19 protein-coding genes are annotated in these 18,510 nt (G+C 67.1%); 10 read left to right on the forward strand and 9 right to left on the reverse strand.

Annotation, left to right across the window (positions count from 1 at the left end; translation table 11 throughout):
- Positions 1-64 precede the first annotated feature (64 nt).
- Genes ACZZZF_RS13710 through ACZZZF_RS13725 form a run of 4 tightly spaced genes read right to left on the reverse strand, consistent with a single transcriptional unit; the run spans position 65 to position 4,144 of the window.
- Complete coding sequence (locus ACZZZF_RS13710; protein ID WP_053097792.1) at positions 65-1,225, reverse strand: acyl-CoA dehydrogenase family protein; 1,161 nt, start codon at positions 1,223-1,225, stop codon at positions 65-67.
- Positions 1,222-1,980 carry an alpha/beta fold hydrolase gene (locus ACZZZF_RS13715; RefSeq protein ID WP_072591929.1) on the reverse strand — a complete coding sequence of 253 codons (759 nt, stop codon included), beginning with the start codon at positions 1,978-1,980 and terminating at the stop codon, positions 1,222-1,224. The genes ACZZZF_RS13710 and ACZZZF_RS13715 overlap by 4 nt, the downstream gene beginning before the upstream one ends.
- A 44-nt stretch (positions 1,981-2,024) precedes the next feature.
- Entirely contained in the window at positions 2,025-2,939 is a 915-nt protein-coding gene (locus ACZZZF_RS13720) for a sugar kinase (RefSeq protein WP_072591928.1), read from the reverse strand.
- Positions 2,936-4,144: an MFS transporter gene (locus ACZZZF_RS13725; protein ID WP_187250725.1), complete on the reverse strand. Its 1,209-nt coding sequence runs from the start codon at positions 4,142-4,144 to the stop codon at positions 2,936-2,938. The genes ACZZZF_RS13720 and ACZZZF_RS13725 overlap by 4 nt, the downstream gene beginning before the upstream one ends.
- 389 nt (positions 4,145-4,533) lie before the next feature.
- Here ACZZZF_RS13725 and nrdH point away from each other — a divergent pair, with 389 nt between their 5' ends.
- Genes nrdH through nrdF form a run of 5 tightly spaced genes read left to right on the forward strand, consistent with a single transcriptional unit; the run spans position 4,534 to position 9,143 of the window.
- On the forward strand, positions 4,534-4,767 hold the full coding sequence (nrdH, locus tag ACZZZF_RS13730) for a glutaredoxin-like protein NrdH (protein WP_042537838.1): 234 nt from the start codon (positions 4,534-4,536) through the stop codon (positions 4,765-4,767).
- Positions 4,768-4,773: 6 nt separating this feature from the next.
- Entirely contained in the window at positions 4,774-5,235 is a 462-nt protein-coding gene (nrdI, locus tag ACZZZF_RS13735) for a class Ib ribonucleoside-diphosphate reductase assembly flavoprotein NrdI (RefSeq protein WP_463498888.1), read from the forward strand.
- 20 nt (positions 5,236-5,255) lie between these two features.
- Positions 5,256-7,376, forward strand: a complete 2,121-nt coding sequence (nrdE, locus tag ACZZZF_RS13740) for a class 1b ribonucleoside-diphosphate reductase subunit alpha (protein ID WP_053099256.1) — start codon at positions 5,256-5,258, stop codon at positions 7,374-7,376.
- 10 nt (positions 7,377-7,386) lie between these two features.
- Positions 7,387-8,169: an NUMOD3 domain-containing DNA-binding protein gene (locus ACZZZF_RS13745; RefSeq protein ID WP_463498891.1), complete on the forward strand. Its 783-nt coding sequence runs from the start codon at positions 7,387-7,389 to the stop codon at positions 8,167-8,169.
- Positions 8,166-9,143 (forward strand): class 1b ribonucleoside-diphosphate reductase subunit beta, encoded by a 978-nt coding sequence (gene nrdF, locus ACZZZF_RS13750; RefSeq protein ID WP_053097786.1) that lies wholly within the window; start codon positions 8,166-8,168, stop codon positions 9,141-9,143. The genes ACZZZF_RS13745 and nrdF overlap by 4 nt, the downstream gene beginning before the upstream one ends.
- Before the next feature lie 659 nt (positions 9,144-9,802).
- On the opposite strand, the gene ACZZZF_RS13755 is transcribed toward nrdF, so the two are convergent.
- The 4 genes from ACZZZF_RS13755 to ACZZZF_RS13770 form a co-directional block, all read right to left on the reverse strand.
- Complete coding sequence (locus tag ACZZZF_RS13755; RefSeq protein ID WP_463498894.1) at positions 9,803-10,267, reverse strand: hypothetical protein; 465 nt, start codon at positions 10,265-10,267, stop codon at positions 9,803-9,805.
- Positions 10,268-10,815: 548 nt separating this feature from the next.
- Positions 10,816-11,256: a hypothetical protein gene (locus tag ACZZZF_RS13760; RefSeq protein ID WP_082297898.1), complete on the reverse strand. Its 441-nt coding sequence runs from the start codon at positions 11,254-11,256 to the stop codon at positions 10,816-10,818.
- A 91-nt stretch (positions 11,257-11,347) separates the two neighbouring features.
- Positions 11,348-12,694, reverse strand: a complete 1,347-nt coding sequence (locus tag ACZZZF_RS13765) for an MFS transporter (RefSeq protein ID WP_082298048.1) — start codon at positions 12,692-12,694, stop codon at positions 11,348-11,350.
- A gap of 5 nt (positions 12,695-12,699) precedes the next feature.
- Positions 12,700-13,140, reverse strand: coding sequence for a MarR family transcriptional regulator (locus ACZZZF_RS13770; protein WP_056279186.1), 441 nt, complete (start codon positions 13,138-13,140; stop codon positions 12,700-12,702).
- A gap of 81 nt (positions 13,141-13,221) precedes the next feature.
- Between ACZZZF_RS13770 and ACZZZF_RS13775 the strand changes: the two genes are divergently transcribed.
- The 5 genes from ACZZZF_RS13775 (at position 13,222) to ACZZZF_RS13795 (ending at position 17,871) form a co-directional block, all read left to right on the forward strand.
- Entirely contained in the window at positions 13,222-13,959 is a 738-nt protein-coding gene (locus ACZZZF_RS13775) for a copper homeostasis protein CutC (protein WP_285364359.1), read from the forward strand.
- A gap of 55 nt (positions 13,960-14,014) precedes the next feature.
- Positions 14,015-14,869, forward strand: coding sequence for an alpha/beta fold hydrolase (locus tag ACZZZF_RS13780; RefSeq protein WP_053097778.1), 855 nt, complete (start codon positions 14,015-14,017; stop codon positions 14,867-14,869).
- 161 nt (positions 14,870-15,030) lie between these two features.
- The gene (locus ACZZZF_RS13785) at positions 15,031-15,768 is read left to right on the forward strand and encodes a DUF1684 domain-containing protein (protein ID WP_053097777.1); all 738 of its coding nucleotides are present in this window, start codon (positions 15,031-15,033) and stop codon (positions 15,766-15,768) included.
- A 49-nt stretch (positions 15,769-15,817) separates the two neighbouring features.
- Entirely contained in the window at positions 15,818-16,867 is a 1,050-nt protein-coding gene (locus ACZZZF_RS13790; RefSeq protein WP_463498897.1) for a lipoate--protein ligase family protein, read from the forward strand.
- Positions 16,846-17,871 (forward strand): DNA-methyltransferase, encoded by a 1,026-nt coding sequence (locus ACZZZF_RS13795; protein WP_463498900.1) that lies wholly within the window; start codon positions 16,846-16,848, stop codon positions 17,869-17,871. Before ACZZZF_RS13790 ends, ACZZZF_RS13795 begins: the two co-directional genes overlap by 22 nt.
- A 51-nt stretch (positions 17,872-17,922) precedes the next feature.
- On the opposite strand, the gene ACZZZF_RS13800 is transcribed toward ACZZZF_RS13795, so the two are convergent.
- The gene (locus ACZZZF_RS13800; protein ID WP_053097774.1) at positions 17,923-18,468 is read right to left on the reverse strand and encodes a hypothetical protein; all 546 of its coding nucleotides are present in this window, start codon (positions 18,466-18,468) and stop codon (positions 17,923-17,925) included.
- Positions 18,469-18,510 lie beyond the last annotated feature (42 nt).

Raw genomic sequence — 18,510 nt, forward strand, 5'->3', positions numbered from 1 at the left:
CCGGTCTTCAACTGATTCCGCAGAATCGGCAGAGCCTCAGGGGTGAAACCGCAGAATATCGCGCTTATGCCTCGAGGGGTCCGAGCCAGGCGCTCGCCGCGGTGGAGTGCGCCGATTCGGGATCGGAGGGATGGAATGCGCCCGCGAGGACGTCCCGGTAGAGACGCGACAGCTCGTTCGACGAGAAGTACGAGCCGCCGCCGGCGACGAGCATCGCCTGATCGACGACGTGCTTCGACATCGTGATCGCCCGGTGCTTGACGCCCGACAGCAGGGTGAACCACCGAGCGCCGTTGTCGACCCTCTCATCGACATCGCGGGCGAGCACCGCGATCTGCGGTGGGAGCGCGTCGTACGCGAGGCCCATGTCGGCGATGCGCCAGCGGATGTCGGGATCCTGGCTGTACGTCGCACCCGTCTTCTTCGAACGGCGCATCTGCGCGGTGAGCACCGCCAGGTCGAGGGCACGGCGTGCGATGCCCGTGTAGACGGAGGCGAGCAGGATCTCGAAGACGGAGAAGATCCCGAAGACGATGGGGTCGGGGTTCGGGCCCGGATCGATGCGACGCACCACGTGCGCGGCATCCGCCACGGCTCCGTCGAGACGCGTCGTGCGGCTCTGGGTGCCCCGCATGCCGAGGGTGTCCCAGTCGTCGCCCGTGACGACCGCGTCGGTGCGGTCGACGAAGGCGAAGACCAGCTTCGGAGCGTCGGCGCTCGTCGTGTCGAGGCCGTGCAGCCCGAGCCTCGTCCATACGGGCGCGAGCGAGGTGAAGATCTTCGTGCCGGTGAACGCGTAGCCTCCGTCGGCGGTGGGCGCGGCCTCGGTGTCGCTCCCGAACAGCACCAGGTCGTTGCCGCCCTCGCTGATTCCGAAGGCGAAGACCTCGCCCGCGACCGCGCCGTCCTGCACGAACTCGAGACCCGGCACGCCGCGGTCGGAGAAGACCTTCGCGACGCCGGTCCACACCAGGTGCATGTTGATCGCGAGCGCCGTGGCGGGAGCGGCGGTCGCGAGACGCTGCTGCAGGATCGCCGCCTCGGCGAGGCCGAGCCCCGCGCCCCCGCGTTCGGCGGGCACGAGGATCGACAGATATCCCGCGTCGCGGAGCTCATCGAGGTCCTGCTCGGGGAACGTGTTCTCGCGGTCGTGGATCGGGGCCCGCTCGCGGATGCGCTCGAGAAGGTCGTCGGGAAGGTAGGCGGTCGGATCGAAGGTGCTCACGCGAGTGCCTCTCTCAGCTGTCGGACGGTCTCTTCGGGCTTGTCGCGGTGCAGCGAGTGCCCGGCGCCCTCGACGACCGACATCGTGACGAGGGGGTTGGAGGCGAGGACGCCGGCCGCGACCTCGCCGGTGAAGATGCTGTAGACCGCGGGATCCGAGGCGATCACATGGGTGGGAACGGTCAGCCGGGCGGCATCCGCAGTGACGTCCCACGGAGTGTTCTGCGCACTCGTCTGCTCGACCGCCCAGGCGCTGGCGCGGTGCACCGCGTCGACCTTCAGCTCCCAGTCCTGCGGGTGCCAGTGCGGATGCTCCTGCCGCACCAGCTCCACCCTGTTGTCGGCGAAGGCGCGCTCCTGGCTCCTGCGGACGATCGCGGCATCCCGGCCGCCGACGAGGATCGCCGGATCGAGAAGCACGAGTCGGCGCGTCCACTCGGGAGCGGATGCCGCCGCCGCCGTGCTGGAGGCCCCGCCGAGCGAGTGGCCGACGACGGCATCCCAGGGTCCCCCTCCGTCGGGCGTCGTCGTGGCGAGGTCTGCCGCGTAGGCGGCGACCGAGTAGTCGAGGGCGCGCGGGGCGTCGCCGTGGCCACGCAGATCCACGGCGGTCGCATGCCATCCGGCGTCGGCGAGGTCGGTGCCGACGCGCCACATGAGAGCCGCGGACGAGCCGAGCCCGTGCACGAGGAGAACGCGACGATCGGATGCCGGGTCGCCCCAGGAGATGCGGGGCAGCGTGAGCGGTGCGGGCATGCAGCAAGCCTACGACCGGCTCGCGGCGGTGAGGCCTGCGGAGCTCAGTCGAGGGGCGGCAGGTCGCCGTGCGTCGTCAGCACGCGGGCCGCTGCGGTGTGGCCCGCGGACAGCCGTGCCGACAGATCTGCGCCGTCGAGGGTCGCGGCGAGGAACCCGGCCGCGAACGCGTCTCCGGCGCCGACCGGCTCGACGACCTCGACACGGGGAGCGGGCACGAACACCGGCTCGTCGTCGCCGAGGAACGCGGTCGCCCCGACGTCGCCGTCCTTGACGATGAGCAGCCCGCAGTGCGGCAGACGGGTGCGGATCTCGGCGGCGGTCGCGGTGCCCCAGATGCGCTCGGCCTCGTCGCGTCCGACGAAGGCGATGTCGGCGGCGTCCGCGAGGCGGGCGAGAGTGTCGGCGGCATCCTGCATCGTCCACAGTGCGCGGCGATCGTTGACGTCGAAGGACACGAGGGCGCCGGCGGCGCGAGCGTCGACGAACAGCTGATCGACCATCGCGCGGCAGGACGGCGAGAGCGCCGGGGTGATGCCCGTGGTGTGCACGATGCGGACGCCGGCGAGCTGGGCGGCGTCGAGGAACCCCGGTGCCATCAGCGAGGCGGCCGAACCGCGCCGGTAGTAGTAGACCGACGACGACTCCACGCCGGGGTCCTTGAACATGACGCCGGTGGGAGCATCCGCATCCGTCGTCACCCAGAGGTCGACGCCGCGCCGCTCGAGCTCGGTCGAGATGCGCACGCCGATCGGGTCGTCACCGAGGCGTGAGGCCCACGCGGCGCGGTGCCCTGCCGACACGAGCCCGACCGCGACGTTGCCCTCGGCTCCCGCCAGACCGAGCGCAGCCGTCTCGGTCTCGGCGAGCGGGGCGCCGAGAGCGGTGACGAGTCCCATGGACTCGCCGATGCAGACCACCTCGGGGGCGGCGGATGCGGGGGAGGGGGCAGAGCTCATGAAGGGGTGACCGCCAGGGGTTCGGTGTCGGGGTGGGGACTCGCGTCGCGATGGCGCAGGTCGGGGAAGGAGCGGACGAAGACGATCGAGACGACGAGGCCGGCTGCGGCGAACAGTGTCGCGGCGAGGTAGGCGCCGCGCGGATCCGTCGCGTCGACCAGGAAGCCGGCGACCGCCGAGCCCGCCGCGGCACCGATGAGCTGTCCCGTGCCCGCCCAGCCGAACGCCTCGGCGGTCTCGCTGAACTTCACGCTCGCGGTCGTGATGGCGAACAGCACGGCGAGGGCCGGCGCGATGCCGATGCCGGCGAGGACCAGCGTGCCGCCGAGCCAGAACACGTTGAGGGAGAACATGGTGAGCGCCAGGCCGACGGTGACGATCGCGAGACGGCGGGCCATCGCCCAGGGGCCGATGGGGATGTGTCCGAACGCGAGTCCGCCGGCGAGGCTGCCGACCGAGAAGACGGCGAGCACGAGGCCGGCGGCGAGGCTGCCGTGCTCGAACGTGGCGACGACGCCGACCTCGACGGCGGAGCAGGCGCCGATGAGGAGGAACCCGATGACGGTGGCGAGCAGCACGGGCGGCTTGAGGACGACCTTGCCGAGGGCGTTGCGGCTGCGGGGGATGCGCACGCGACCGACCTCGGGCGAGAGGATGAACCATGCCCCGCCGCCCACCAGCACGACGGCGACGAGCAGGAGACCCTCGGCGGTGCCGACCTGGGTCGAGACGAGGGTGATCACGACGGGCGCGATGACCCAGATGATCTCCTGCAGCGAGGCATCGAGGGAGAACAGCGGAGTGAGCTGCTTCGAGTTCACGAGCTTCGGATAGATGGTGCGCACGGCGGCCTGCACAGGCGGGGTCGAGAGGCCGGCGATCATGCCCAGGATCATGTAGCCGGGGATGCTGAGGGGGAGGAGCGCGAGCCCCAGCACGGCGACGACGCAGACGCTGAGCGTCAGGGTGAGCACGCGGCGCATGCCCCAGGCGCCCATCCACCGACTCGTGATCGGGCCGGCGACGGCCTGCCCGACGCTCGTCGCGGCGAGCACGAGGCCCGCCGAGCCGTATGACCCGGTCTGCTGCTCGACGTGCAGCAGGATCGCGAGCGAGGTCATCCCGTTGGGGAAGCGAGCGGTCAGCTGTGCAGCGATCATGCGCGCCACTCCGGGCGTGCGAAGAAGGTCCCGATATCCCGCCACGGGTCAACGCTACCGGGAGGCGCGGACGCGGGTCCAAGCGGCTCCTCCGCGACACGCCGCGACACGCCCAAACCGAGTTTCCACAGAAAATCCGATGTCCGAGGTCGGCCGTATCGTCCCCCCTGTGGATGGATCTCTCACAGGTCGTTCCCAGCCGCGATTTCTCGCGGTTCGGAGGCACTGTCAAGGGGGCTGTGCCTGTGGAAGAAACGGTGGAGAACCTGTGTTGTAACAGTGGAGAGCGGTGGAAAACTACACGTATGTAACTACTACCCCTAGTGGTCACCCTGAATGTCCGTACCTATATGTAGTATTGAGATCCCGGTGAGGGTCTACCGGAAAACAGCCTGATTCAGATGCAGGCCAGAGATGTGAGGGGAAGCGAAAAGATGTCGATCACGGTCTACACGAAGCCGTCCTGCGTTCAGTGCAACGCCACCTACCGCGCGCTCGACGCCAAGGGCATCGAGTACGAGATCCTCGACCTGTCGGAGGACGCCACGGCGCTCGAGCAGGTCAAGGCGCTCGGCTACATGCAGGCACCCGTCGTCGTCACCGACGAGGGTCACTGGTCGGGCTTCCGCCCCGACAAGATCGACGAGCTCGCCTCGCGTCTGGCGTGATCCGCCATGAGCGCCGTCGCGACCGCCGCGCCGCTCCTGGTCTACTTCTCGAGCGCCTCGGGTAACACCGCGCGCTTCGTCGAGAAGCTCGGGCTCGCGGCCCGACGCATTCCCCTTCTCCGACAGCAGGAAGAACTCGTCGTCGACGAGCCCTTCGTGCTGGTCACCCCCACCTATGGCGGGGGTGAGGGGCGCGGCGTCGAACGAGGCGCGGTGCCCAAGCAGGTCATCCGGTTCCTCAACGACGAGCGCAACCGGCGTCACATCCGCGGAGTCATCTCGGCGGGCAACACCAACTTCGGCGACTCGTTCTGTCTCGCCGGTGACATCATCAGCCGCAAGTGCAACGTGCCTCACTTGTATCGGCTCGAGATCTTCGGCACACAAGACGATGTAGATCGCGTGAGCGACGGATTGGAGCGACGGTGGGTACCGCAGTTGACGAGCAGGCAGGAGCCGACTCAGTGACGGATACGGTGGCGTTCAAGATGAACCCGACCTACGAGGGCCTGGACTATCACGCCCTCAACGCGATGCTGAACCTGTACGACGCGAACGGCAAGATCCAGTTCGACGCCGACAAGCGGGCGGCGCGCGAGTACTTCCTGCAGCACGTCAACCAGAACACGGTGTTCTTCCACTCGCTCAAGGAGCGCCTCGACTACCTCGTCGAGAAGGAGTACTACGAGCCGGCCGTGATCGAGCAGTACTCGCTCGAGTTCATCCAGAAGCTCAATGACCTCGCCTACGGCAAGAAGTTCCGCTTCGAGACGTTCCTCGGCGCCTTCAAGTACTACACGAGCTACACGCTCAAGACGTTCGACGGCAAGCGCTACCTCGAGCGCTTCGAGGACCGCGTCGTGATGACGGCCCTCGGCCTCGCCGGCGGCGACGAGCAGCTCGCCGTCGCACTGGTCGAGGAGATCATCTCCGGCCGCTTCCAGCCCGCGACCCCGACCTTCCTCAACTCGGGCAAGGCCCAGCGCGGCGAGCTCGTCAGCTGCTTCCTGCTGCGCATCGAGGACAACATGGAGTCGATCGCCCGCGGCATCAACTCCGCCCTCCAGCTCTCCAAGCGCGGCGGCGGAGTGGCGCTCCTGCTCTCGAACATCCGTGAGGCCGGTGCGCCGATCAAGCAGATCGAGAACCAGTCCTCGGGCATCATCCCCGTGATGAAACTCCTCGAAGACAGCTTCAGCTACGCCAACCAGCTCGGTGCGCGTCAGGGTGCGGGCGCGGTGTACCTCAACGCACACCACCCCGACATCATGCGCTTCCTCGACACCAAGCGTGAGAACGCCGACGAGAAGATCCGCATCAAGACGCTGTCGCTCGGCGTCGTCGTGCCCGACATCACGTTCGAGCTGGCGAAGAACGGCGAGGACATGTACCTCTTCTCGCCGTACGACGTCGAGAAGGTCTACGGCGTCCCCTTCGGCGACATCTCGGTCACCGAGAAGTACCGCGAGATGGTCGACGACCCGCGTATCAAGAAGACGAAGATCAACGCGCGCGAGTTCTTCCAGACGATCGCCGAGATCCAGTTCGAGTCGGGCTACCCGTACATCATGTTCGAGGACACGGTGAACAAGGCCAACCCGATCAAGGGCCGCATCAACATGTCCAACCTCTGCAGCGAGATCCTGCAGGTGAACACGCCGACCACGTACAACGACGACCTGTCGTACGACCAGATCGGCAAGGACATCTCCTGCAACCTCGGCTCGATGAACATCGCGCTGTCGATGGATGCCGATGACCTGGGCCAGACGGTCGAGACCGCGATCCGTGCGCTGAGCGCGGTGAGCGACCAGAGCCACATCCGCTCGGTCCGCTCGATCGAGGACGGCAACGACCGTTCGCACGCGATCGGCCTCGGCCAGATGAACCTGCACGGCTACCTCGCCCGCGAGCACGTGCACTACGGCTCCGAAGAGGGCATCGACTTCACGAACATCTACTTCTACACGGTGCTGTTCCACGCGCTGCGCGCCTCGAACAACATCGCGATCGAGCGCAAGCAGGCCTTCGACGGCTTCGAGGACTCGACCTACGCGTCGGGGGAGTTCTTCGACAAGTACATCGAGCGCGCCTGGGTTCCCGAGACCGAGAAGGTCAAGGAGCTCTTCGCGGGCAAGCACATCCCGACGCAGGAGGACTGGGTGGCGCTGAAGGCGTCGATCCAGGAGCACGGCATCTACAACCAGAACCTGCAGGCGGTGCCCCCGACCGGCTCGATCTCGTACATCAACAACTCGACGTCGTCGATCCACCCGATCGCGTCGAAGATCGAGATCCGCAAGGAAGGCAAACTCGGCCGCGTCTACTACCCGGCGCCGTTCATGACGAACGACAACCTGGAGTACTACCAGGACGCGTACGAGATCGGCTACGAGAAGGTCATCGACACCTACGCCGCCGCCACCCAGCACGTCGACCAGGGCCTGTCGCTGACGCTGTTCTTCAAGGACACCGCCACGACGCGTGACATCAACAAGGCTCAGATCTACGCATGGCGCAAGGGCATCAAGACGATCTACTACATCCGTCTGCGTCAGATGGCGCTCGAGGGCACCGACATGGCGGAATGCGTCAGCTGCATGCTGTAATCGGCGAGAGATGATCATGCTGGAATTGAGGGATCGCGTAGGCGGATGGCCGATCATCGGTCTCGTCTACGCGGTCCGCCGCTACGATTCGCCCGAGTATCGGTATGTCGGCATGACAACGAAGTCCGTGGGAGTTCGCAGCAGGCAGCACCTGAAATCTGCGCGGGCGGGGAAGAGAACACCTTTTTACGACTGGATCCGTGCGCGCGATTCAGAGCAAGTAGAGGTGTATTTCGAACCCGTTGAGATAGTGATGGGCAGCCAACTTGAGGCTTTGGGTCTCGCCGAGCAAAGCTGGATTGACGGCGGCCTGGGACCTCAAGGGCACGTCTGGACAGAGGCACAGCGTGAAGCCGCGGGTCAGCGATCGCGAGGAAGGAAACGACCGGATATAGGCTCCGGTCCGGATCATCCGAGCTGGGGGGCTCGACGTTCCGAGGAGCAGCGAGCCAGTTGGTCCGCTCAGCGCAAAGGCATGAACGCTGGGGAGAGGAATCCGAACTTCGCGAAGTTCGGACCCGAGCATCCGAAGTTCGGACATCGGATGTCCGAGCAGGCAAAAGCGAGGCTCTCCGAGATGCGGAAAGGCGAGTTGAATCCCAACTTCGGAACATCCGCGAGCGTCGAGACTCGACTCAAGATGTCGATGACCCGCGCAGGCAAGCCGATGCCATCCAGCAGGCGAAGCGCGCACACCAGGTATCACTCAAACAAAGGCGTGTTCAAGGACACGTGCGCATGCTGCGTCGATGACCGTCAGAATGCACAGGACGAAATGAGGAAAGACGAATGACAGGGCAGAAACTTCAGCTTGTCAATGAGGTTCAGGCGATCAACTGGAACCGCATCCAGGACGACAAGGACCTCGAGGTCTGGAACCGCCTGGTGAACAACTTCTGGCTGCCTGAAAAGGTGCCGCTGTCGAACGACGTCCAGTCGTGGAACACGCTCACGCCCGATGAGCAGCTGCTCACCATGCGCGTGTTCACCGGTCTGACGCTGCTCGACACGATCCAGGGCACCGTCGGCGCCGTCTCGCTGATCCCCGACGCGATCACGCCTCACGAAGAGGCCGTGTACACGAACATCGCGTTCATGGAGTCGGTGCATGCGAAGAGCTACTCCTCGATCTTCTCGACGCTCGCGTCGACGAAGGAGATCGATGAGGCGTTCCGCTGGTCCACTGAGAACCCGAACCTTCAGAAGAAGGCTCAGATCATCATGGACTACTACCAGGGCGACGACCCGCTCAAGCGCAAGGTCGCCTCGACGCTGCTCGAGTCGTTCCTGTTCTACTCGGGCTTCTACCTGCCGATCTACTGGTCGTCGAAGGCGAAGCTCACGAACACGGCCGACCTGATTCGCCTCATCATCCGTGACGAGGCCGTGCACGGGTACTACATCGGCTACAAGTTCCAGAAGGGTCTCGAGAAGGAGACCGAGGAGCGCCGCCAGGAGCTGAAGGACTACACCTTCAACCTGCTGTTCGAGCTCTACGACAACGAGGTGCAGTACACGCAGGACCTCTACGACGGCGTCGGCCTGACCGAGGACGTCAAGAAGTTCCTGCACTACAACGCCAACAAGGCGCTGATGAACCTCGGCTACGAAGCGATGTTCCCCTCGACCGTCACGAACGTGAACCCGGCGATCCTGTCGGCTCTCTCGCCGAACGCCGACGAGAACCACGACTTCTTCTCGGGTTCGGGATCGTCGTACGTCATCGGCAAGGCCGAGGCGACGGAAGACGACGACTGGGACTTCTGAGTCACTGTGCGGCGTCGCGCATTGCGGCGCCGCACACCACCCAAGTGACGGGGGACACCACTAGTTGGCCTCTAGGCGTTTCTACTTGGCCAATCGCCGACCGAGATGGCCAGAGTTGGACAAAGACTGCGCTCCGAGAAATGCGGCGTAGCTGTAGGCCCTCGGAAAAGATGAGATAGGCAAGCTAAACGTGGACAGCGTGCAGCTATCCGAGACATCGAGCTACTTGTTGAGATCGGTCTCGAGGACGCATCGCTGGGACAGTGATGTCTAGGAAGCCGCGACTCACCCGGCCGAATCTGGTGTCTCCCTGGCCAAAGGGGAAGACATCAGAGTCCGCCGGGCGAGTCGCGGCTTCCTTTGCGCTTGCGCTTCGTGATGCGATTGACGCGAAGGGGAAAAGCGTCCGCTCGGTGTCAAAGGATTGCGGCCTCAACCATCAGGCTCTGAACGCAATCCTGACCGGTGACGTCTGGCCAGACATGTACACCATAGCCATGTTGGAACAAGGTCTGGGAACGCCTCTGTGGCCAGGGTTCACGGCCGGCCGCGGTCATAGCTCGGTAGACGGTCGACCGGGAGAAGCCGGGGGGATCCCCACGGTGCAGGGGTGGTGGCTTGGTGACAAGCGTCTCCAAGCCACCGGATGGCCCTCTGGGTCATGGAGTGAGTTCGAAGACCCACGCCAGCGTATTCGCGAAGGGTGTACCGGAGCTCTCGGCGAAGTAGGTCGCGGTCACCACGAACACCGCGGCCCCCTGTTTGTCAGGCAGCAGCGACTGGAGGGGCACTGTTCCCGCTTCTGCTGCAATCGTGAGGGGGCAGGGTTCTGCCGCCAAGCAGTCGTAGATCCTCTCGGGTGGAACCGTCGGATCGATATCGATGAGGCTGCCAGGGTAGACACCGATTGTGAGGCCTGACGGGGTCACAGTATTAATGAGGTCCGCCTGGATCTGTTCCGCGTTAGCGGCTTTGATTCGTGGCACACCATCGATGCGCTCTGTCGGCGTAACTCGCTGTTCCTGACCGGTTCGCCAGTCCACCATGTACGGGGCGATCGTTTCACCCTCAACGAGGAGCGCAGGGGGATGGTCGGGCAAGTCTCGCAAGGCTTGAAACGACATGTCTTCTCCCAGGGTCGGCGATGGCGTGAGCTGTGGTTGGTCCGGGGCGCACGATGTGCACGCGACAGCGATGAGGCCCAGACCAACCAGCAGCACAACTAGTTTGCGTTGCATCCCAGCCGGGACTCATTGAGGCTCGACGTCTGAGCGACGTAGTTCGTCCCCGAGATGAGCACGCGGTGATACGCGTTACCGCGATAAGTCTGAAAGCCGTAGTCGGCGCAGACGATCTTCTTGTCGGGGCTGAGTTGTCTTGGTAGGACCACTTGCCTCTAGACGTTCGTATAGCGCTTCGCGACATGCGCGGTTTGCCTCCACCTCGAGCAGGAAGGATCGCATCATGGCGAAGTCATCGTCACGGTCATCCGCAAAGCCTTCGAAGGGGCAGTTGAGTAAGGCGGGTCGAGTCCTCGGGACTGACTCGTCGAGCAAGACCGCCAAGTCGAAGGCCGGATCGACGCTCGGCAACGGCTGAGCACAGTCACCTGCTGAATGATACGAAGGGGGCGGATGCTGCGGCATCCGCCCCCTTCGTCGTTCCCGCGCGCTCAGGCCGGGGTGTCGTTCGGGTCCAGCGTGCGCAGGGTGTCCTGCTCGACCTCGTTGTCGGCCGTCAGCTGGTCTTCGGTGTTCTCGTCGCCGCCGATGGCCGCGTCGCGGTCGGGGCTGGCGTCGCCCTGGATGGCGCCGCGGGGTGATTCGCCGTGCGAGCTGTCGCCCTGGATGGCGCCGCCCTGGGCAGCGCCCTGCGCGTTCTCGTCGTCGGCGTCGCCCTGGATGGCACCGCGCGGCGAGTCGCCGTGCGAGCTGTCGCCCTGGATCGCGCCGCCCTGATTGGAGCCCTGGGCGTTTCCGTCGAGCTCGTCGGGCTGACGCCCGGCGTCCGCCGTCGACTGGCCGTCAGGAGCGGTGTTGTGCTCGGGGATCACGTCGGGGGAGCCTTCTGCGGGCTGCTCGGGGTGCGGGGTGCGTCCTGTGTTCTGGTCCATGACGTGACGGTACGTCCACCCCGCCTGCGCGTGGAGGGCATTGACAAACCGGTCTCACGCGTTCCGCCCGCGATGCCCGGTCAGAACGCGGTCAGTCCTTCTTCGAGGTGCGGATCGGCGTGGTGACGGCTGCCTCGTCGCTGAACTCGACCGGTTCGGCCTTCTTCTCGAGGATCTCGGCCTCGTCGACGATGTTCAGCGGTCGCGTCTCGTCGAGCGTCATGAGGAATCGGCTGCCCTCGGAGCGGTGCAGTCGTCCGGAGGTGAAGACCCAGATGGCGCCGATCGCGCACGCGACGAAACCGGCGGTGCCGCCGAGCATGATCGCCGTGCGCGGCCCGAAGGTGTCGGCCACCCACCCGGCGATCGGGGCGCCGACCGGCGTCGAGCCCATGATCACGGCCATGTACAGCGCGAGCACGCGGCCGCGCAGGGCAGGCGCCGTGGTCATCTGCACGTAGCCGTTGGCGGTCGTCAGCAGAGTCACGATCATGAACCCGGTGAACGTCAGCGTGATCGCGTACGTCAGATACGTGGGCATGGATGCGGAGACGAACGCCGCGACGCCGAATCCCCCGGCAGCCAAGATCACGACACGCACCCTGGCTCGGTCACGCCGGGCAGCCAGGAGCGCACCGGCGAGCGAGCCGATCGCGAGCACCGAGCTCAGCACTCCGTACCCGTCGGCGCCCGCCCCGAACTCGATCGCCATGGTCGAGGCGAAGATGGGGAAGTTCATGCCGAAGGCGCCGATCAGGAACACCGTCACGAACACGACGCGCAGATCGCTGCGCCCCCACACATAGCGGAAGCCCTCGGCGAGTCCGCCGGGGCGGCGGTTCTTCAGGCGCGGTGCGAGCTGGCCGGTGCGCAGCATCAGCAGCGCGACGAGCATCGCCAGGAACGTCACGGCGTTCGCGATGAACACCCAGCCCGAGCCGATCGCGACGATCAGCAGGCCGCCGACGGCCGGGCCGATCATGCGGGCCAGGTTGAAGGATGCCGAGTTGAGGGCGACCGCGTTGGACGTGTCGCCGGCGGAGACCATGTCGGAGACGAACGCCTGCCGCGCGGGGGCGTCGAAGGCGTTGACGACACCGAACGCCGCAGCGAAGCAGAACATCATCGGCAGCGTCATCACCCCGTTGAGCAGCAGCACGCCGACGGCGATCGCGAGCATCAGCAGGGCGCTCTGGGTGGCGAGCAGGATGCGGCGGCGCTCGAAGCGATCGGCGACCCATCCGGTGAGGCTCACGAGCACGAGCGGCGGACCGAACTGCAGCGCCATCGTGACGCCCATGGCCGCGGCGTCGTTGTCGGTGAGCTCGGTGAGCACGACCCAGTCCTGGGCGGTCGCCTGCATCCACCCGCCGATGTTCGAGACGAGGGCACCGGCGAACCAGATGCGGTAGTTGATGTTCGAGAAGGAACGGAACATCGCGCTCATCGGTCGACCACCTTTCGCATCAGGGCGCTCGCTGCGCGCAGCGTCGCCAATTCGTCCTCCGTGAAGTCCAGTTCGCCGAGCATCTCGGCGAGCAGCTCGTCTCTTCGTCGGATGGTCTGCTCCACGATCTCGGTGCCTGCCTCGGTGATGTCGACCTGCACGCGGCGGCGATCTTCGGCATCCGGAGTGCGGAGCACGAATCCCTGCTCTTCGAGCCCGTTGATCATGTTCGTCATCGACGGCGCGGTGACCCGCTCGCGCTCGGCCAGGGAGCTGATGGTGCGGCGACCGTGCATGCGCAGCGTCGCGAGCACCGCGAGCTGCGCGTCGCTCATCGCGTCGACGGCGCGAGCGCATCGCAGGCGCCGTGCGAGCCGGAACGTCGCCATGCGCAGGTCTGTCGCGGTGAGGTGGAGGGAATCATCAGGCGCAGACATTACTTAGACAGTCTAAGTAATTTTCGCCCGGATCGGAAGTCGGTGGCAGGACGCACCCGCAGCACGGGTCACAATGGACGGGTGACCCGAACCCCCGCGATCGAAATCGCCGTCCAGGATCCCGCCGGAGTGCGCATCGCCGGAGCCGTCGGCGCCGCGCGCGTCGAGCTGGCCCAGGCCCTCTCGCTCGGCGGCCTCACTCCGTCGCCGGCGACCCTCGACCTGTCGATCGACGCCGCGCATGCCGTCGGTGTCGAGGTGCACGTGCTCGTCCGGCCTCGGGCGGGCGGCTTCCGCTACTCCGCCGACGAGATCGCGATCGCCGAGAACGATGTCCGACGTGCGATCGAGGCGGGAGCCGACGGTGTCGTGATCGGCGCCCTCGACGACGAGGGGCTGCTCGACATCCCCGCCATGCGGCGTCTGCGCGACGCCGCCGGGGCGGCATCCGTCACCCTGCATCGCGCGATCGACGTGACCCCCGACCCCGTCGCCACGCTCGTCGCCGCTCGCTCGCTGGGCCTGCGCCGCGTGCTGACCTCGGGCGGCGCCTCGGTCGCGATCGACGGCATCGACACGCTCCGGGCGCTCGTCGCCGAGGCCGCCGGCGAGATCGAGATCATGGCGGGCAGCGGAGTGGATGCCGCCAGCGCCGCCGCCCTCGCCGCCGCCGGTGTCGACGCCCTGCACTTCTCCGCGAAGCGCACGGTGAGCGAAGACGGCGGCGTGCGCATGGGCTCCGCCGCGGACGGCGTCGGAGGATACGAGGTCACCGATCTCGAGATCGCCCAGGGCGTCATCGCCGCGCTGTCGAGCTGACGCGTCCGACGCGGTCGGCCTGACGCATGTCGCGCACTCTCAGTAGGGTGGGGGCGTGACCGATACGCGCGAATTCACGGATGCCGACGGCATCGCCATCGTCTACGACGTGCACCCGGCGGTCGGTGATGCGCGGGGAGTCGTGCAGCTGCTGCACGGGGTGGGCGAGCACGCCGGTCGGTACGGCGCGCTGATCGCCGCGCTCACCGAGGCCGGATTCATCGTCTACGCCGACGATCATCGGGGGCACGGGCGCACCGGCATCCGTCAGCACGGCGGACCCGAGAAGCTCGGTCGACTCGGCAAGGGCGGTCTGCGTGCGGCGGAGGCGGCGATCTGGCAGCTCACCGGCATCATCAAGGACGAGCACCCCGACCTGCCCCTCGTGCTGCTGGGGCACTCGTGGGGATCATTCCTCGCGCAGATGCTCGTGAACGACCACCCCGAGGCATGGGATGCGGTGATCCTCTCGGGCTCGGCTCTGCGTACGCCCGGATCGCTCAACGCTGCACCGCTCAACGCCCGCTGGGCCGCCGACGACGCCACGGGCCTCGAGTGGCTGAGCCGCGATCCGGCGGTGTGGACGGCGTTCGACGAGGATCCGCTCACCACGAACCAGCCGCTGCTTAAGCTGTTCGGCCCCGTCGAGGCGGCCAAGCTCTACGGCCGTCCGCGCAAGGACCTCGGCCGCGACATCCCGCTGTTGCTGCTCGTCGGTCGCGACGATCCGGTCGGCGGTCCGCGCAGCGTGCACAAGCTCGCCGACGAGTACCGCACCCGATCGGGACTCACCGACATCACGACGCTGGTCTACCCCGATGCGCGTCACGAGATCTTCAACGAGCTGCAGCAGGACGAGGTGCGCGCAGACATCCTGTCGTGGCTCGACACCCGCATTCCCGCTCGCTGACCGTCGCCTCGATCCGGGCGAGCCGCGCCATCATCCGGTCGGCTCGCGCGTCGGCGTGTTACGCCCCGTGAACGGACGTTACAGCGGGTGAATCCGCGTGACGTCATCCCGGCATATCGGCCTCTCCTCCGCATAGATTCACGGCGAGAGGGAGGTGCGGGGTGGGATTCGAAGACGAGTGGCGTGCATGGCACGACGCGCGGGAGCGCTATGCCGGCGCGGAGTACGGCCCGGCCGCGCTCGAGTCGACGAACTGGCTCATCACCGAACCCGCCGCCGTGGAGGGGGTCCCGGGTCTCTGGGCGCTCACGGGAGACGGAGGGATCCGCGGCAGCGATCTCGGCACGGCCGGGTCGGTCGTCACGCTGAGGGGCCGTGAGACGCTGCGGCTCGGACGCCGCGAGCTGCGTGTGTTCGACCGGCGCGGCGAGGTCGCGCTGCGGGTGTTCAACCCCCGACGCCCCGAGCGCGAGCGGTTCAGCGCGATCGACGCGTATCCGCCTCGGGAGGGATGGCGGATCCCGGCGGTGTTCGAGCCCACGCCGGGCGAGACGATCACCGTGACCTCGATCGACGGGCGCTCGCACGACACCGACCTCGCCGGACGGCTGCGGTTCACGCTCGACGGTGTCGCGGTGGCGCTGGCCGCGACGCGTGCGCCGCAGGGCGGCCTGAGCGCCGTCTTCGCCGACGGGACCAACGGCACCGAGACCTATCGGTTCCGCTTCCTGCCGGTCGAGGAACCGGCATCAGACGGCTCGGTGGTCATCGACTTCAACCGCGCCTACCTGCCGCCGTGCGCCTTCTCGGACCAGTACGTGTGTCCTCAGCCGCCGCCGGGCAACCGCTTCTCGGCGCCGATCCGCGCCGGAGAGCGCGCGGTGGTGCACGGGCGCTGATTCCGCGGCGTACCGCGCCGACCTGACGGCCCCGCCTTAAGCTGTAACCGTGCACGGTGAATACAAGGTTCCAGGAGGAAAGCTCGTCGTCGTCGACCTCGAGGTCGAAGACGGCAGGATCGCCCGTTTCCGGCTCGCCGGCGACTTCTTCCTCGAACCCGACACGGCGCTCGACGACATCGACCGGGCGGTCACCGGGCTGCCCGTCGAGACGGACGCCACGGCCATCGCCGCCGCGGTGCGCGGTGCGCTCCCCGAGGGCGCGCAGCTGCTGGGCTTCACGCCCGAAGCCGTCGGCACCGCCGTGCGCCGCGCCCTGGTCACGGCTCCCGGCTGGAACGATTTCGACTGGGAGATCGTGCACGAGAAGGCGGTCTCGCCGCGCATGAACCTCGCGCTCGACGAGGTGCTCACCTCTCGGGTCGGCGAGGGGCGCCGTCGCCCGACGCTGCGCATCTGGGAGTGGGACCAGTCGGCCGTCGTCATCGGCTCATTCCAGTCGTACCGCAATGAGGTCGACCCCGAGGGCGCCGCCCGGCACGGCTTCGACGTCGTGCGCCGCATCTCCGGCGGTGGCGCGATGCTCATGGCCGCAGGGCAGATCATCACCTATTCGCTCTACGTGCCGGCATCCCTCGTGCAGGGCATGACCTTCGCCGACTCCTATGCGTTCCTCGACGACTGGGTGCTGCAGGCGCTGCGCTCGCTGGGGATCGATGCGATCTATCAGCCGCTCAACGACATCGCGAGCTCGTCGGGCAAGATCGGCGGAGCCGCGCAGAAGCGCCTCGCCAACGGGGGAGTGCTGCACCACGCCACCCTGTCGTACGACATCGACGGCCAGACCATGACCGAGGTGCTGCGCATCGGCCGCGAGAAGCTCAGCGACAAGGGGACGACGTCGGCCGCGAAGCGAGTGGATCCGCTGCGCAGCCAGACCGGCCTCGCGCGGGCCGAGATCATCGAGCGCTTCAAGGACACCTTCCGCTCGCTCACCTCGGCGGAGGACGGCACGATCAGCGCCGTCGAGTACGCGGATGCCGAGGCTCTGGTGGAGTCGAAGTTCGCCACCGACACGTGGCTGCACCGGGTTCCGTGACCGACCCCGCGCCTGACCTCTCGTCTGATCCCGGGGCGGTGGATCCCGCTCCTGTCGTCCGCGGTGACGTCTCGATCATCCAGGGCGACAACCTCGCCGTCGCGGCGACCCTGCCGTCGGCGTCGTTCACGCTCGTCTACCTCGACCCGCCGTTCAACACGGGCCGGACGCAGGAGCGACAGGTGGTCACCGCCCGTCGCACGTTCACGACTCAGCAAGAACCGGGTGCGTCCGGAGTCGGACTCCCGGAATCCCGCGGGTCGGATGCGGCGGTCACGCCGATCGTGCTGAGTTCTGAACCGGCGGCGCCGCCGGCCGAGGTGCGGCACGGGTTCCACGGCCACGCCTATGAGCGGGTGCGCGGGATGCTCCGCACCTACGACGACCGCTTCGACGACTACGGCGCCTTCCTGATGCCGCGACTCGAGGAGGCGTGGCGACTGCTGGCCGACGACGGCACCCTCTATCTGCACCTCGACTACCGCGAGGCGCACTACGCGAAGGTGATGCTCGATGCGGTCTTCGGCCGCGACTGCTTCCTGAACGAGCTCATCTGGGCCTATGACTACGGTGCGAAGTCCCGCCGTCGCTGGCCCACCAAGCACGACACGATCCTCGTCTACGTGAAGAACCCCCGCGAGTACGTGTTCAACTCCGACGACATCGATCGCGAGCCGTACATGGCTCCCGGCCTCGTCACGGCAGAGAAGGCCGCCCGAGGCAAGCTGCCCACCGACGTGTGGTGGCACACGATCGTGCCGACGACCGGCCGCGAGAAGACCGGATATCCGACGCAGAAACCCGAGGGCATCCTGCGGCGCATCGTGCGGGCGTCCAGCCGTCCGGGCGACCGTGTGCTCGACCTCTTCGCCGGCAGCGGCACCGCCGGGGCCGTCGCCTCGGCTCTCGGGCGCGACGCGGTGCTCGTCGACGACAACCCCGAGGCCGTGCGCGTCATGACCGAGCGGATGCCCGATGCCGTGGTGACCCGCGTCGGGGAGTAGCCCCGCACGCGGAGCACTCTCAGCAAGGATGCTCGCCTGCCGCAACAGGCGTCAGCGTGGTGCGTGGGTTCTCGTGTGCGCGTGGCAACGCGCGAGCAGGTCGGCGCGGCGTCTGATGGCGGCTTGTGCGCTCTCGGTGACGCTGCGTCCCACGCTGCTCGGGGTGGTCACATCGAGACCGGGGCGGGCGAACAGGACGTCGTAGAACGGAGCGAGAGTCTCGTCGGAGAACTTGAGCGTGCGACTGAGCGTCTGCAGCGGCGTGCCCCACCGACTGCCGCTGTCGGCATTGATATCCGCACCTTCATCGATCAGGCGGGCGAGCAGAGGCGCTTCGGCGGTGAAATCGTGTGCTGTCGCGCTCAGCAACACGTGCAGAGCGTTCACGTGGCTCTCGGTCGCTGCGGCGGCATCAGCGCCGTCGTCGAGCAGTCGCGTGGCGATCGCGACCCGGCTGGCGGGATCGGCGTTGCGGAGGGCTCGCATCAGCAGGGTCGATCCGTCCTCGTCTGCCCACCGTGCGAGCGAGGGCTCGTAGTCGGCGAGAAACTCGGCCTCGTTCGTGATCGCGGAGAAGTAGGCGCGGGGGTAGACCATGACGTCGACACTAGGCGACGGGCGCGGTCCGTGGCGGGAACA

The sequence above is a fragment of the Microbacterium sp. AC215 genome, from assembly GCF_979258645.1.